The 18,014-nt window shown below is 33.0% G+C and carries 9 protein-coding genes; all 9 read right to left on the reverse strand.

All coding sequences use genetic code 11. The annotated features are described in order from the left end of the window. Window positions 1-10: 10 nt before the first annotated feature. Window positions 11-1,342, reverse strand: a complete 1,332-nt coding sequence (locus Hs20B_RS08595; RefSeq protein WP_172357559.1) for a phage tail tip lysozyme — start codon at window positions 1,340-1,342, stop codon at window positions 11-13. A gap of 109 nt (window positions 1,343-1,451) precedes the next feature. Then, window positions 1,452-2,162, reverse strand: coding sequence for a hypothetical protein (locus tag Hs20B_RS08600; protein WP_172357561.1), 711 nt, complete (start codon window positions 2,160-2,162; stop codon window positions 1,452-1,454). Between the two features lie 15 nt (window positions 2,163-2,177). Then, window positions 2,178-2,750, reverse strand: a complete 573-nt coding sequence (locus Hs20B_RS08605; protein WP_172357563.1) for a hypothetical protein — start codon at window positions 2,748-2,750, stop codon at window positions 2,178-2,180. An 8-nt stretch (window positions 2,751-2,758) separates the two neighbouring features. Beyond that, window positions 2,759-4,465, reverse strand: a complete 1,707-nt coding sequence (locus tag Hs20B_RS08610; protein ID WP_172357565.1) for a hypothetical protein — start codon at window positions 4,463-4,465, stop codon at window positions 2,759-2,761. A 5-nt stretch (window positions 4,466-4,470) separates the two neighbouring features. After that, window positions 4,471-6,564: an AAA family ATPase gene (locus Hs20B_RS08615; RefSeq protein WP_172357567.1), complete on the reverse strand. Its 2,094-nt coding sequence runs from the start codon at window positions 6,562-6,564 to the stop codon at window positions 4,471-4,473. A 149-nt stretch (window positions 6,565-6,713) separates the two neighbouring features. Continuing rightward, window positions 6,714-7,052 (reverse strand): hypothetical protein, encoded by a 339-nt coding sequence (locus Hs20B_RS08620; RefSeq protein ID WP_172357569.1) that lies wholly within the window; start codon window positions 7,050-7,052, stop codon window positions 6,714-6,716. Window positions 7,053-7,207: 155 nt separating this feature from the next. Then, the gene (locus Hs20B_RS08625) at window positions 7,208-11,320 is read right to left on the reverse strand and encodes a hypothetical protein (RefSeq protein ID WP_172357571.1); all 4,113 of its coding nucleotides are present in this window, start codon (window positions 11,318-11,320) and stop codon (window positions 7,208-7,210) included. Continuing rightward, on the reverse strand, window positions 11,317-13,302 hold the full coding sequence (locus tag Hs20B_RS08630; RefSeq protein ID WP_172357573.1) for a hypothetical protein: 1,986 nt from the start codon (window positions 13,300-13,302) through the stop codon (window positions 11,317-11,319). Before Hs20B_RS08630 ends, Hs20B_RS08625 begins: the two co-directional genes overlap by 4 nt. Window positions 13,303-13,394: 92 nt before the next feature. Next, on the reverse strand, window positions 13,395-17,984 hold the full coding sequence (locus Hs20B_RS08635; protein ID WP_172357582.1) for a TraM recognition domain-containing protein: 4,590 nt from the start codon (window positions 17,982-17,984) through the stop codon (window positions 13,395-13,397). Between the last annotated feature and the right edge of the window lie 30 nt (window positions 17,985-18,014).

An 18,014-nucleotide genomic window follows, 5' to 3' on the forward strand; every position in this document is an offset into this window, starting at 1 on the left:
TCCATATTTTTCATTTGGCAGGAACTTTCAAGAATGAATACTTACTTGTCTGATCCTTAGGAACAATTCTATAATCCCAAGTATAAGGCTTGCCAGCATCATCTCCTGATACACCTACATAGTTTTGTTCAACAATTAAGAAATCTCCATTTGCATAAACATGTTCGACAATACCAGTATGTCCAAAAGTAGTACCCGTATCTTGTGAGAATACCGATACACTTGAAGGTACATCTGTTTTCTTAGTACCAAAAAGATTTTGTAGAATTGGTGATGACGTTACTTCTACACCATTACCAGTTGCACCACTAATCATTTTTCCAGAATATTGAACCATAAACGAACGAGATAAGTCTGTACACTGTCCACCAGTAGATGCTAACGTCCAACCTTTAGAACTTCCAAAAGACATACCTAATTTAGCTGGGTCAATAATGTATTTTTTAACATCAGCTGGAAGATCTTCTGGAAGCCAAGGAGTACCAGTAGGACTTGTATGAACACCTGTTCCATCAGGAGTAGTTCCTGAAGAATCTGATGAACAATTATCTGAAGATAAACCATTCTGACCACCTGATGAATTAGCTGTCGCAGTAGAGCTTGCTGAACTAACCATAGCTTTCAACTTAGCAGAATCCCCTTTAATAGATTTTAACTCAGGGAATAAACTAAAAGCATCATCATAAAACTGTTCTATTTCAGATACATTTGTTTGAGAATCTCCGTTATAAGAAACTCCTTCAAATCCAATTGACCAGCTCATCAAAGAATCCGTCTTATCGTCTAGGGCATTTGCAAAACCTTTATAGGTATCCCCGTTATATGAACCCCCTAAAAGTACTTGTGCGTGTGAAGTACTAAGCTCTTTTTCCATTAAATCAAGTTGTGAATCAAGTGTATCTTTAGTATCGCCGTAACGATTACCATTAATTGAGCCTGCACCCCACTGAAAGATACCTTTAACCTGACCAGAAGTATTATTAGCATTCGGATCCCAACCAGACTCACGCGCACCAATAGCTATCATCGCAGCTAAATTCGCGCCTGAAAAGCCTTTATCTTTTTCACGTTCAATAAAAGTTTTAACGTTAGCAGAATTTGCACCAATTTTAGCACTTAAAGCAGAACCGTTTTTAGAACCACTATCGGCAGCATCACTTGAAGTATCACTTGAAGAAATGCTACAAGTGCCATCATCATAAAGATAGCTCTTATAGTTTCTATTTGAAGTATCAGCATCAGATTTAGTATTTTCAGCAAATACTTGAGCAGAGCCTACTAACCCGAATAAAGTTAAAACTGCCGCACTAATACTAACAATACGTTTTTTAGAAATATTCAATAATATTATCCCCTTTCTGTTGCATATCTCGATAAATATAAAAATTATTATACGAAAAAAAAGCACCTGATTAAAGGTACTTTTATCTTACTTATCCACCTATTTTCAGCTAAAAGGCATATCCTTGAATAGATTTTGTCCAAACGACGTTTTCAATATTAATTTTTTTAGTGTTATTATCAAAAGAAAAATACAAAATGCCTACAGGAGAATCATCTTGACTCATCGAAATACTGTAATGAAAATCTGGGTTATACGGCGTTACTGAACTGTTAAATGAATAATCAAACTTATCATTTGGCGTAAAGATGTTTGAAGAACCCATCACAGAACGACTACCAATAACGCTTGTCAGATATTTATTTTCTTCGTTCATCTTATCAGACATTATTGGTTTAACATTGTTATGAAGATTATCATAAAAAGTACTGTTTAAATCAATAATCTTATTCGCAAAATCTGTCACCTCTTGAGGTACTTCTTTTTTCGCAACTTTTAAGTGATTGACTTCAATTTTAGTTTTGGGGGTAATTTTTTTTAATTTCAACTCAATCAATTGATTACTAGATTGATTATACTCCTTTACAAGATCATCTACATATGCTGAACGTGCAACTACTATTGTTTTATCTGTTTCTGGACTCTTTATTTTCATTGTTGAATCAATGAAAATAAATCCTGCCGCAATAATCATACCAGCTAATGGAAAACCTAATATGATTTTAAAAAAAGTTGTTAAATCATCGTTAAAAACAAACATTGTCAGATAAATAACTGCATAAACGACAATCATAATAAAAATTAAAAATAAAATACTCATCAATTCCTCTTCCTTTTAACTTACTTTTGTCCCAAGGTAACTATAAGTTAATGTTTTTCCATCTTCACTACTAAAAGCATAAACGTCATAACTAGGCGTCATATCACTTTTAGACGTATCACTTCCTGTTTTAAAAGCAAAATATTTAACAGTGACGAAACCTTCAAATCCATCACCACTCGCACTACTAATTGTACTATATGCTGAATCAAATTTAAAGCTTGTATCTGCTTGAGAAAACAATTTCTGTGCTTCTATGTTTTTAATATCATTACTTTTTTTATCATTATACAGAGAAGTCATTCTATCGTTAATTGTTTTAACATCTAAATATTTTAAATCATATCCCACATCAGAATAATCATCAGTTTCATCTTTAGTAACAATCTTTTCATCATTCGCTTTAGATGTATTAATAGCTTTTTGCTTTGTTACTTGCTTCTCTACGGAGCTATATTTAGCTTGCCATGATTTAATACTCTTATCGCCATAATACGATATATTTTTATATGTCATCACGCCTGTTACAGCAGCAATAGCTACCAGTGAAACAATCAACAGAATGATAACTACTGGATTTTTTTTCATTTTTTCCCTCACTTACTTGGAATAGATACGTTTTTACTATCAATTATACTCATAGCATTGTTATCTTCGTACGTATAGAAAGATAAATAATCTTTTAATCTATTCATATTAACATCAAGATATAACTTGTTATAATCCGAAATCAAAGCTTTATATGCACTGTTATAGTTTGAAACTAAAGTAGAAATTGAATCATAATTCAAGTCAGTTTTTACCATCTTATTTGCATCAACCGCTTGTGGTTTATCACTCTGAATCAATCCTTGAGACGAATCGTCTTGTTGGTAATATTTACCAGAACTTGTTTGATATTTAAAGTCATTTGCAAGATCATCATAAGTGGATAAATTTGCATCATCAGTAGTACCTGAATTAAGAATAGATGCGCTCATTTGCTCGTATGATTTATATAATTCAGCATTACTACTAAAACCAAGTTCTTTTAATAAATCAACTTTAGTCAAATTTTCAAGTGGTAATTGATAGCCTAAGCTTGGCGTTTTTCCTTCAACATATCCGTTAGATAACTCTGGGAACTGTTTAACACCGTAAGTATCAAGAGAAGACTTAGCAGTATCTAGCTTTGCACGGTCAACTTTGATTGTTTTTGCTAAGGCTTTACTATCTTTCAGATATTCTGTATCATTTGACAATGACACGTATGCTTTATAGAATCTAGCAAAATCGTCTACAGAAACATCATTTTTGCCTTTTAAAGTACTATCATAGCCACTGGCAACAAAATTCATTGGGACAGTTACGTATGATAGATCTTTAAGTGCTTTATTTGATTGTTTAAGATTCATGTCTCTAGCTTCAATCTTAGATAAAATTGAAGTATTGAATATTGAAATATTAATATTTTCAAGATTTCTCAACGTCTCTGAACCGTTAGATTGAATTACAATAGCACCATATCCTGACGTTCCATAAAATGCAAGTTTTGCTTTTAAATTTAATTTAGAAGATTGAACAGCATTCTTTCCTTTTGTCACCAAAAGTTTATAATCGTTTGCGTTATATGAGCGTACTTTATCACTATCAAATTTGAAAACAGCTACTGCTAATTTATTATTATTAACAATGTTACCAGCTAAAAAATGAAATGTATTATCTGAACTATTTTTAAAGGCATATGTTTGTTTACTTTGAACAACTTCAATTTTTCTTAACGCTGCTTTATCTGCTTCAAACTTACGATAATTCATCGTAATTGCGACTGCAAACAGTAAAAAAACTGCGCCAAATCTAAAATACAAACTCTTTTTATAGTTCTTTTTTATGCCAACACCACTTTTAAAATGTTTAAAAGTTTGCCAAAGACCATATTCAGAAATTGTTGAAATAAATCTTTTAAGCACTTTAAACCAATTTTTAACGTATATAATTACCGAACGCTTTTTACCTTTTTCAAGTAGTTCTATTGCATACTCACGTTTAACAAGCGACTTAAAATCATGAGAGTAATATAGTGACCTATATTTCAACACAACCCCCTTATCGGATTGTTGCTCACTTGCATCAGAATTTTTATTTACAGCTTTCACATCTTGATTTTCGCTTTTTACTTTTTTTGTTTTTTTGTTTTTTACCTTTTTTTCTTTTTTGGTTTTATCTTTTTTTGTTTTAACTTTTTTTGTTTTAACTTTTTTTGTTCCGTTTGTCTGCTCATCAAATTCTTGCAAGAGACCATCTACTGAATTTATTTTTGTCAAACTAATTACTCGCTTTCTAATACAATTTTGCTATCGCTTCTTCCCCAAGTAATCAAGTCTTTCTCGATTAACTCCTCAATATCATCAATTTGTAACGAATTTTCCAAAGCTACTTCATCAGAACGCTTATCATAAGCAATAGCAAGTTTATATTTTTGCTTAACAATTCCATTTTCTACATCGGATAATAACAATGAAACTATTAATTCTTCTAAATTAGCCACATCTTCTTTTCTAATATAAGCAGAGACGTCTGATAGGAACTCCTCTATATCAATTTTTATAGACATTCCAAGCGTTGCTTTAATAGATTGTTCAACATTTCTTGAAGCAATTCTTATCTCATTTTCCGAATAAACTTCTTTTATCAAAAATTCTGATTTATCCTCATTACTTGAATCATTCATAAAACGAACACTACCACCTAATTCAATTTCAAAATTATTTGGTAGATCGTTTTGAAAGTTAATAATATTTTGAGCAATAAATGCTGTCATATCCGCATTAACAATACGTAAGACATCACGAACACCACCACTTTCAGTATCACGACTTGCAACATCTACTATAAAATAAACATAAAAGCGATGATCTATATAGAGTTTCTTTCCTGTGTTTCTTTTGACCAAATCTGAAATAACTGAAAGCTGATTTTTGATAATATCTACTAAAACACCACGTTTTAAAGGCATAAAGGGAACAATTGAATTAACCCGACCAAGTACAGCTGTTTCAAAAATTGGATTAGCAATCAAACTGCCATTAATACGCATTGAAATATCACGTAACTTCTTCTTTTTTGCTCGGTCAGTTGTAGAATCATAATCAATTGCATCCACAGTTTTAGCAATTTCCCTAAATACCTCAGTACCTGTATTAGTTGTCATGATAACAATAACGTTGTTAAAAGAAATCGTCCTACCGTATTCATCTGAAAGTCTCGCATCATCCAACACTTGCAGTAACAAATTGACAACTGCTTTATCAGATTTTTCCAACTCGTCTAACAGCAAAACTGAAAAAGGTTTCGCTGAGACTTCTCTTGAGAGCTTTTCTCTAAAACGATTACTCGCATTAACATCTCCGAGTGGATATTCAGACATATCAAAGCGAATCATCTCACGTTCACTACCATACATACCTTCAGCAATCGCTTTAGCAAATTCTGTTTTACCAACCCCAGTAGGACCCACAAACAGGAAACTTGCAATTGGTCTATGCAAATCGTTTAAACCTGCAGCTGCTATATAAAGCCAATCTTTAACCGCTTCTAAAGCGTTATCTTGACCGAAAACTCTTGATTTAATATTATCAAATGTTTTTTCAATATTTATTTTAAAATCAATATTTACGCCAATACTATCTTTAAACATTTTTGCTAATGTCTTATGCGATATTGGTTCATGAAACTCTCTGTAATAACCCACAAGCGAGTCTAACATACCTATTGATTTACGTGGTTGTGCATCCGCAGGCATATACCTTGAGGTATTTGCGACTATTTCTTTAAGCAATTGTTCGTCAATTGAAACATCATAATCTCGTTCGTATTGCTTAACACGACTTTTCAAAACCTCAATAGTTTCAATATCGCTTAACTCTGGCAACTGAATTTTTGTAAAACGTTGTACCAAAGGTTCATTATTTTGGAGCTTTTCATAAAACCATTTTGACGTAGTTGCTGTAATGAATGAAATTTTAAAGAAAATACCGTTTTGAGCTAACAGTTGTAACATCTCCTCTGATGAAGTTGCATCAATGTCTGCTATCCTATGAAATTCATCAATGAAAACAACAATTTCCCTTCCACCAGAACTCGACATACTTTTTAAATGCGCAATCATTTTTGACATTGAATACTCAGAAATAACCCCTGCAATATCTAACTCGTAGTAATCTCTTTCAGTATCAATGGTTGCTACATGTTGTACTAATGTCGTCTTACCAGATCCTGCGTCAGCCAATAACAAAACATTAGGCATACTCGGTTTCCTTAATACAAAACGCATCGTTCTTATAATTTCTTCTCTGCCTTTAAATGGTATAGACAGTGGTTGTATTTTCTTTAAATACTGTAAGTAATCTATTTTTTGTACCATTTTCCCTGCTTTCTATTTATCTATTATCTACAATCATACAAAAAAATGCGTATTGATATAAGCTGATTTTAGCCAAAAATTTGCAAAAAAGAAAAGAATCGCTAATGATTCGATTCTTTTCTTTCTGAATTCATCAATGAAATAATTGACTATTCGCCAGTAATTGTCGTTACAATATCCTTAGACACGCCAGAACCGCCTGATTGGATAGTACCAATCAAAGTTACAGTTGAAAAAGCTAACGCAACAAGAGCAAGGATAAACACCCCACCCAATTTGTGTTGTTGTTTTCCTTCAGGTTTACGACGTTTCCAAAATGTGAATAGAATAAAGAAGAGAGATAGAACAAATACAACAACTGCAACTGCTGCCAAGAGAGTTTTTCCTGTCGTACCAATTGTCGTAATACTTTGAGTCGCATTAGTCAATACAGTATTAATACGATCAAAAATGCCGCTAGCATCTCCAACTACAAAACCATTGTTCATTTTAAGTACCTTTAAAAAGCCTTTCTTTTAATATATTAATAGAATACACTATCAGATAAACAAAAAAAACCCACTTTTTGTCTAAAACACTACTAATCATCAAAATTTCACTATTTTTTTCACAAAAAACAAGTGCCTTAAGCACTTGTCTATGATTACTCAAAATATTGATTTTCTTCGGCTTCCTTGATACGATTTTTTTGCAGATTTTTTCCAGATTTTTTAGAAGTCTTATCTAAAGATGTCTTTGGAGAATCACCTGTAACCGTTTGTGAATTGGTCGAATCAACCTGTTGATTGTATGCTTGCGCTTCTGCAAAAGCGGCATCATACGTACTTGTATTACTTTTTTCACCGTACCCTAATTTGTTCAGAGCTTGACGATCATTTGAAGGATCGCCATCAGTTAAATCCTTATATGCTTGTCTTGAACGTAGAGCCGCTAGACGATTGCTAGTATTATTTTTAAAGTTTTTACCAGTTAAATCTGATGTAGAATCTTTAATACCATTTTTTACAACCGAACCTGTAGCAGATGCAACTTTAAGTGTTCCTCTACCAACTTTTTTAACAGGTTCACTTGTAGCAACACTACCAACTTTATCTTTAATAGATTTAACCCTTTCAGCAGCAGTCTTAGGTTTGTTATCTGTAGCATCACTAACAACTTTATCTTTAACGCCTACATTTGGTTGTTGTTGAACTTTTGATAACTCATCTGAAATAGGCTTTTTAAGGTCCTGCTTAGCTTTATTAAGAGACTCTTGAGCATCTTTAAGGCGAGCCGTTGATGGGTTTTTATCTTTATCATTTTGATTAATGGTATTACCAGCAATATCTGTTTTACCACCATTTTCTTGATTAGAATTTTCAACCTTTTGAGAACCAGGCTGATTAAGCGCATTGATAGTATTTCCGTTAGAATCAGTTTTATCATCATTTGGATTACCATTTTCAACGTCATTAGGATTGTCACTACCAATAACATTGTCGAATGCTCCTACTGATTGTTCTGAAAGTGTGTTTTCAACATTATCGTTTGGATTGCCGTTTTCAACGTCATTAGGGTTATCATTACCAATAGCATTGTCAACTGCACCTACTGGTTGGTCTGAAAGTGTGTTGTCAACGTTATCGTTTGGATTACCAGTTTCGACGTCATTAGGGTTATCGCTACCGATAGCATTGTCAACTGCACCTACTTGTTGGTCTGAAAATGTGTTGTCAACGTTATCGTTTGGATTACTATTTTCAACGTCATTAGAGTTATCACTGTCGATAGCATTATCAACTGTACCTACTGGTTGGTCTGAAAGTGTATTTTCAACGTTATCGTTTGGATTACCATTTTCAACATCATTAGTAAGATTATCACTGACGATAGCATTATTATCTGCACCTACTGGTTGGTCTGAAAGTGGCGTTATAACGTTATCATTTAAACTACCCCTTTCAATATCATTTGTAAGATTACTATTATCAGCATCACTACTTAATGTATTTCCATCAAATTCGTCATTAACAATTGCATCATCAGTAGCAACCTCTGGAGTATCAATATCATCATTAGCATTTTCAACAGGTTCTATTTCATTATTATCCCCATCAATAATATTATTAGATGCTTCTGTTTCAGGATTAACTTCTGCCATTTCTGATCCATCTGACGCTTGAACAGCATCTTCACCATTCAAGAATTCTTCCTGTTCTTCTGGAGATAAGCTATCAAATTTAGCACGTTCTTCATCACTCATGTCGTCAAGTGCAGAATTTTTCAACTTATCATTATTATCAACTTTACCAGCGGCTGGAATTGAAGCGGTTGGTCTACCAACATTATTAGGAATGTTAGCTTTATTTTCTTGATTTGTTTTTTCTTCGTTATCATTAGCAACTTTTGCATCTATTGCATTACCAGCCCTAGATAAAGCTGCACCAGCAACGCCACCAACAGCCATTGCTGCTAATTTACCGCCTTGTTTAACACCTGCACCCGCCTTAGAAGCAACATTTCCTGCTGCGTCACTAACGCCAGAAGTTGCTGCTGCACCAGCTAATGAACCAACGACTGTACTTCCAGTATTATCATAAATACCGCCAGACATTCTTTCGCCTAGGCTCAAAAGTCTAGCAGTCATTTTTTCCAATTGAGTTGTGATTACCTTTTTAAGTATGATAAACATAACAACTGTAAGTGCAATGATAATAAGTGGGAAGATAACTGTTTCAAGGAACCACTTAATTGGTCCCAATAATATCACGTTATAAATACCGCTAACGATTCTTTTACCTAAACCGCCACCACTTGATTGTTCTGCATCAGATTTAAACCACCCCAGTATATCTTTCAATGTACCATATAATACAGCCCCTACATTAGCAGAGATAACACCCATAAGTGCAATTGCAAAGAAACCAACAAATGATACAACAATCTCACTAATAAATTGAATGCCACCTAAAATTGATGAAAGCACGCCTTTAAATAAGGCTGCCAAAGCTTCTGCAATATGTTGAACAAAAAACCATCCGCCAATAAAAGTTACAGCTATCAAAAATAGCCCAAAGAAAAGTGAAATAATCTTGCCCATACCAACCACGCTCATATCAGCATAATTATAATATGGTGCATATTGTAAGTCATCATTAGCAGTTGTATTTGATACTTCAACATTATCAGAATTAAATTTTGAAGATAAAATATTATAAGTTGCTAATGGTGAAAGTCCTTTATCTGAAACTGTATTTGAAACACTACCTAAAGCATCACTACCAGTACTACCTACAAGACCAGACCTAGTAGTAATTGACAACGGGTCATCACCATCAATAGTAACTTTATTTGTAATGAAGAAATCATCAGTATCTGCTGGATCTAAATCAAAGATTTTTCTTGACCAACTTGTACCAGAATTGCTATCTTTAAGGGAAACAGAAAATCTACTTGCTATTGTACTAGCAGTAAATGTTGAAGAATCGCTTACATTATTTTTAGCGTCATTTAAAATATCGGCAGCTAATTGTTTAGAATCTGTTTCATGCCAAGCCATCTGATTCATTTTTAATATTGCCTGCTCAGATGTTGGATTATTTTTATCTATATCAGCAGTGTTGAAACGAGACTCTGTTACGTATCGTTTAAAACTCAAAACATGGCTTGCTATATAATCACTTTCAGATTGTTTAGTAGCGTCAACTTGAAGAACTGATTTTATATTATCGCCCATGCTATAAACTAATGATGATGCTAAGCCAACAGAACCAAAAATAAGCAATACACGAATAATAAACTTGCCGAATACTTTACCAGAACCACGTAAATTTCTTTGACGCATGTAAGCAAGTGTAATACCACCCAACAAAGCAAAAGCAGAAATTACATAACCAATAGTCTGTAATCCAGCAAAGGCCGTCTGTTTAGCTAACCATGCAAATATATCAATCAACATAAAGAAATCAACAATCTTGCCAACTACAGTGTTATATACATCACTATAAGCACCTAATAACGAACTGTCGTTACTATTCCACTTTTCGAGTTTATCAATATCTCCTTTTGTAAGCTCTTGACCACTGGTTATTTTATCTTTAAATTGGCCAATGCTATAATAGTTGTTAAAAGCCGACGTCCCACTTTTAGCATCTAAATCATCAAGAAAAGATTTATCATAGACAACTACCGAATCACCTTTCTCAGCACCTGCTGTTGAATTGGTAACAATTTTCCCCTTTGTTTGACTATTTTTAGTAGCTGTTACAGAACTTATATTACCAATTAAAGAACCTGCACGAGAAGTCACCGATGATGGATTTGTTCTTGCTTGTGATGAATCTCCTGCATCCGCTAAATAAGCAGACAAGTTTGTCTTAAATAAAGCAGCATTTTTCGCTTGATCAGGATCACTTGTATCACTTGGAACAAAACTACTACCTTGTCCGACTGCTGAAGAAAGAAACGCTGACACAAACGAAAAATCTGTTTGCCCATTGACATCACTTTCCGCAGATGAACTAGAAGTATCAACTGTTGAGGTATCTGTTGTAGAGGTGTCTGTATCAGCAAATACATGAGTTGCACTACTAGCACCTGCAAGACTAGCTAATAGCACAACTGACAACAAAGTTTTACTAATTATTGTTTTACACGTTTTGCTTTTTTTATATTTTATTGTTTTATTATTTGTGTAATTTATTATTTCTTTATTTTTATATTTTACTATTCCAGCATTTTTATATTTGAAAATTTTTTTATTTTGTGATTCTATCATTTCACTATCACCTCTTCCGTAAAGATAGTTGCCCGTCCTTTTAAATAAAGAAAATGAACATCATCGTAACCATTACCTTTATCAATTTGTGAAATACTAACAAGGCGTTCATTAAGCATTTCTGGGAATGAACGATACTCTAAAATTTCATTTAAAATAGGCTCTGAGAAATATCTTGCAAGTGAAACAAACGAGTTCTTCATCATCTTATTGAAATCTTTTTGTTTAATCGCATTTTCAATATCGTTATACTGATAAACGACTTTTATAGGCGAAAGATTATCAATCCTTCTTCTACCGTTAAATTTGGTAATATAAGTGTCAAGCCATTTAGTGATACGTTCATCATAGAAATCACAGTCGTATAGCACTAACGTAAAATGATTATAACGTTCATTGTCAGTATCATCAAATGCAAGCAGCCTTGAGATATAACTCATAATCATAGTTGCAAGACCACCTTTTGAATCAGCGTTCATAATATTTGCTAAGTCAACTAAGTTAAAAGGGGCTTTCAATTTTTCATCAAGGGAATATGAAGTCTTTTTATCCATATAAGATGACAATTTAGATTGAACATCCGAGAAAACGCCGTATAAATCATCAAGTGTTTTAGCTCCTGCAAATTGATTAACATTTGCTGCTTGCCTTTGTTGTGCTAAATATTGAATAAAATCTCTAAAAGTATCCACTGTTTCGTGCTCATCTACAATAACACGCAGATCATTCATCATAGCATCAGGATTTTCATTCCATACGTGATTTTGAATATAGAAGTTTTTTAATATATTGTTTAGTTCAGTTTCAATTGACGTACTAATCTCGTTTTTCTTTATAAACATTAAAAGACTTTGCAAGATACGCTCAGACCCTGAATTATAGATTTCTACTGAATCTTTTCGATTACCGAAAAATTCAAAGATATTGATAGGATCTTCTTTAGTACCAATAGTTGTCATTGCATTTTTTAAATCAATTCCTTTATATGGATTCTTATGTAGACTAATCGCTTCTACTTTACCACCATCAATAAGATTTGTTTGAATAATTGAATCAACAATGTTATTGGTAGAATCCATATCCCCAATAACTGTTAAATGTTCTACGTCAGTGAAATCTTCAAGAACTGGCTCATTCATATAATCAAAGTTTCTTGTTCCAAGATATAGACCACGGCGAGAGCTTGCAAACGACATCGGAAACAAAGTACTACCCGATATTGTCCTTGAAGACTGTAAACCACCTTCTAAAAAATCGTTGGCAGAACGATTTAATATAGGAGATATATTTTCAGTTACTTGTCCAAAAACTGGTGTTACAGGTGGTACATTAAATGCAAATTTATACCCTGACTTAAAAGTATTATTGGATAAAATCTCTTTAACTAATTTTGAAATAAGTATTTCCAGATTTTCTTTTGAATTAGCTTTAAGTATCAGTCTTAAGTGTCCGTTATAAAACTCTGAATTTCGTCCCATATCAGCAGTCAGATCGCCTAATGCACCAACTTGTTCTGAGAGCTTAGTCGCATTTGTTTCAGACATATCTGAAGCGTTAAGTGAACCGCTAGACTTCTTCAATATCTTACTTAATTTATCATCGGGTACATAATCGTACGATTGTAACAGCGTAAATGACGTATCTGGCGTTGACTTATCAAACCAGTCCCCAAAGAAATTAAGCATCCAACCTTGTGAGTATGCACCAGATAAATGAACTGAGTACACGCCTACATAAACACCGTTTTTCTTTTGGACTTTATCTTCCTTAATTTCAATTTCTTCCGTATTCAAAACTATATCACCAGAATCTGTCGAAAAATCAATTCCTTCAAATATTTCATCAAGCGTCTTTTTGTCAGTTTCTTCTGTCAGAGAAGAACTATCAAAAACATGATAATAATCTTCACCTATATACACCTTTTTAGTATTATTTTCAGTAATTACGGATTGATTAAGCTTAACTACTTTTTTTCTTGCCAATTTTTAGTCCATCTTTCCAATTTAATCGTTAAAGCAATTTTAACAAAACGATTAAAAAAATAAAGGCACTTTTAGCCCTTATTTTTCATGAATCAATCATACAAATTATCAGTGAAATCATCATCTGAATTATCACGCGCATTATACATTTCAACAAACTTTTTGAAAAGTCTACCTTCAAAAATATTCTTAATGAAATACTTACTGTCAGGATCACTAATAATCGTTAAAAACAAGCCTGTAAATCTAAATACATCCATGTTATTAGCATCATCATCCATCTCGCTCGTATAATCTTGCAAGCCATCATTATCTGCGTCAACGCTTTCTTTACTTACGCCGTCATAAACGAATGCTTTAGTATTTTTTGCAACATCTTGAGTGTTGATGATTTCATCTTTCTCATTGATTTGTCTTGCAATAAGTGTTTCCCCAGCAATAGGCTGAACAACATCTTTTTCATTCTTAAACCAATTTAAATGAGCTGCGCTCAGTATTTGTTTAGATACTGCATCATCATTAAATGACAAATTGCCATCACTATCCATAATAAAATCACTATCTAAAGAATAGTTATTCTCTTCAAGCATTGTCAGATAAGCTAGGCTCAAAACAGAGACAAGATCTGAATCCATTACTGACCCAGTAACAAAGTTTTCAACAATATTAGTATTATAAACATCTTGAAAAAGTAATACTTGTTCAATAGTAGAATTCATCGCTTCATTAAGAATCTGATCATTCACTTCAAAATCAACTTCATGGTCTTCTTCAAATTCTGTAAGTGTAGAATGTGATACTTTAGAAATATCTTTATCAGAAATATCTTTCATACCTTTTTCAACATCTATATGAGAATTTTTAACACGAATCCCATACTGCTTCTTATAAGTTATAAGAGTTTCTTCACTAAGTCCTTTAACAGCACCCTCTACTACGCCAATAAATAGAAAGTCTGAAATAACAGAACTCATTTTACGAATCAAGCTAACAGGGTAAAACTCAAGCTCATCCGATTCAAGAGAAACTTTGTTAATCTCATCAACAAATAAATTATATGCAATTTTAAAAGGATCCTCAATACTTTCAACTACATCACTACTATCAAGAGATAAAAGAGCAAGTGCATTAGCGTATTTTTGTTTATTTGATTCAGTAGATTCATCTGAAGTTTTATCAACACACAAACTAATCGCTGCACTAATAATCTCAGATTTATTATCGTAATTTTTTATTTCATCCAGAAGTACATCTTTAAATTCTTGACTATAAAATGCCTTGAAAAGTTTTAAGAAATTGATATACAAAGCAAGTGTTTCAATTTTTTTATTCTCATGTATCTTGACAAATCTTTCTCCTTTTTTCGTGTCCTTATATTCTTCAAAGGATACCGCAAAAAGTCCTTGGATATAATAGTAATAATTGATATGACGTTCTTCAATCTTATCTATATCAACAAAACCGTTAAACTCTTCCAAAACACCGTTGTAAGATTTCAACTTAGATTCAAAGCTTTTAATCTCTTCTTTTAAGTCATTTTCTAAATCAATGAACAAATTGATTTGAAGCATAACTTCTTGAGAATAAAAAGCGCTGTTTAATGTCTTAATATAGTCGATTGAATAAGCGTTTTGTTCATTATAATAAACAGTAGCATACGGTGCAATCTTATATTGCGCAATTCGTTTTCTAAAATAAGCGTCCGTATCAAGACGATAACGTGATAAATTAACAGTCCCCTCTTTCGTACGTATCAAAGCACCTGATAGTTTAGGCAACTCAATATTTCGATCTCTATTGAGTCTAAAGTAGGCAGGGAACATTAATTCATTTCTCGCAACAATTGGGGAAGAACCTGCAATAAGCGAAATCGTATTACCTAATCTACCTTGAGAGAGATTCAAGAAATCATTTTTTTCAAGAACAGGACGTTCACTTGTTGTCTTAGTATATTGAATCTTACCATCAGACTTATCACTTGGAATCATTTTCTTAGTATCCATGGTAAGACTTTTTGAATTTACATGACTTTCGTGTTTCGTACCACTTGCTTCTGATAACTGACTAATCAATGCTTTATCGGATGACTTCATAAACATCGTTACATTGGCATTAGACTGGAGAATTTGCCAAACATCATCTGTGTGCATTTTCTTTATTTGTTGTAAGGCTTGAATTGCAAAAATAAAGAACTGTTCTTGAGCCAACGCTGCTGTAACATATGTTGGCATTTTTTCAATTCCCTTACCGTCTGCTTGTAAGTTACCATACTCGTTAAAGAAATAATAAGTTGACGTAAAAGGCTTTTGGTCTTTATCAACGACATAAGACGGTTCGAGTTGAGCATCAATTAACTGAGTCAAAATTGTAATGATTTGTTTTTGGTAAATCATCATATGTGGTGGCGTGATTAAATAAATTTGTTTAGGTCTTGTCGTATATCTAACTTTAGTTTTATCAATATAATAAACTTCTTTTTCTTCCATGACTGGTTTTAAATTGCCGTTATCTTCACGTATTAACCTTTTAGCATAAGTAGTGTATGTTTTTTTTGAAATAACCTCAAGTACTCCCCCATGATAAAACATACGACCATTTTTTATCACATAATTTTCACCACTTAAATCTTTTTTATACTCAAGTGTTAATTTAAAATCAATAGAAAATTTTTCATAACGTTTTTCAGAAGCTAAATCTTTAACAGATGCTCTAATATATATAGTAGAACTTTCAAATTTCCCACGAATATAATATGACGCCCATGCGTTACCATCTACAATTCCCTCATATCCAAACAAAGAATCAGGATACATATCGGTAAATTCTGAATCTCTGTACGCATGCCAAACAACTAAATCTCCAATTAAATCATATGTTTCAAATGCAGAAAACGAAAACTTAATTGACACCATACGAGGGAACGAAAGGCTTTCTAAATCGAGCGACTGAGAAGGCTTAACAGAGGTCAGACGCATAACAACTGGATCCACAAAGAATGATAGGCCTGTTAAAGAAACGCCGTAAACGGACGCTCTCGTCTTCTCAGACGCCATCATTGGAGCTAAAGCGTTATGAGCATTTAAGGCAAACGTTGTAAGCACATTTTCGGGTAGTACATCAATCATACCATCAAACAGAATAGTCATTAAATCGACTTTACCATTTTCAGGAACATTATCTGTTAAAAATGTTAAACTAGGATCGTCAGTGAACTTCGAAACTAAATCTGAGATAGCATAATATAAATTAGAAGGTATATCAAATCCCCAAAGTTCATCTATTTTACTACTAACAAACTCTTCCGACCAATTGTTTTTACGGCCTTTATAAACAATCAAATTTTCTTCGTTCATATAATAACTAAGCATTTCCAATTTTTGGCGCTTGAAGATATTATTTGAAGCATCCGTCCAAAATGGATCACTTGAACCGTTTGCTGAAAAAAGTGATTTGCCTACAACTTCCGTTCTTTTAGCAACTTCTTCGTACCTACCTGTACGAGTAGATTCAATAGCGGGACCAAATGTGTTATAGCCGTCAGTATTTTCTGGAATCATCAGGTTAAACTGTATAGGTTCATATCCACGAACCTCAGCCATTTTAGCATGTTCAACAAGTGCTTCCATTTTAGTATCGTTGATAATAATATTTGGCTTAGATTTTTCACGCATCAATATGTCGATAAAAGGATTATTTAAAGTCACATCTTTACCAGAACGACTTGCAGAAATCATTAAAACATGTCCTGGTTCAGAAATACTCGCATAAACACCTGCAGGGCGTCCATGTTCATAAGTAGGCATTTTCCAATCATCCTTTATTAGCTGTCTTAATGGCATATCTTTTTTAGAAATTTCAAAATCATCTATCTGATAATAATTTCTTTGAGAATCTGCTACTAAAGCAACATTAAACAAATCATTTCCTAAATCTTCATCAAACATCGGTAAAGTTTTATTTTGAAATAAAGGTTTTTCGTTAAACGAACGATCATCAAATCCTGTAACTGAATTAGAAACTCTTTGATTTCCTTCTTCATCAACTAAGATAACATTTCCTTGTTTATTTCTCGCAGGAACATTTACAGTCACTTTAACAGGACTCTTTAAATCATTCTTAACCATGAAATGTGCAACAATTGCCGTTACGTGACCTGTGAATTCTACGTTAGCATCAGGCACGAACTTATAATCTCGTATAATTTCCCTTGGCAGCATAACGTGCATATCATTTTTGTAATCATTTATATCATCATTACGATTTAATATATTTTTTGTTGCGTTGGTCTTGTTAAAATAAGCATATGCTATGCCAAAAGTTGTAATTGCCACTAAAAAACTAAAAAGAAGTCTTCTAATTAGGTTGAACTGCATAACCTGACCAGTTTCAGGATTAACAGCGTGTATCATCCTTAAAATACTATTGATAATTCCTATTAGTATCATAAAAACTAAAAATGCTGTCACTGATAATACTACTGGAAGAAACAAACTTTTTTCTTGAACAACGTCACGGCTACCTCGGACCAACTGTTGATTATCATAAAAGTCATATAAATCATCTTCGTGTGATTCTTTAAGACGCCTTTGCTCAAGCAAATCCATAACGCCATTCCCACTTAAGGGATCTACTCTTAACGGATTATCTTTACTATTACTTTTATCTTTATTAAAAAACGCCATTTAACACCGCCTACTTTTTGATTATCTCAA

This window comes from Pseudolactococcus insecticola, assembly GCF_011170065.1.
Classification (GTDB): Bacteria; Bacillota; Bacilli; order Lactobacillales; family Streptococcaceae; genus Pseudolactococcus; species Pseudolactococcus insecticola.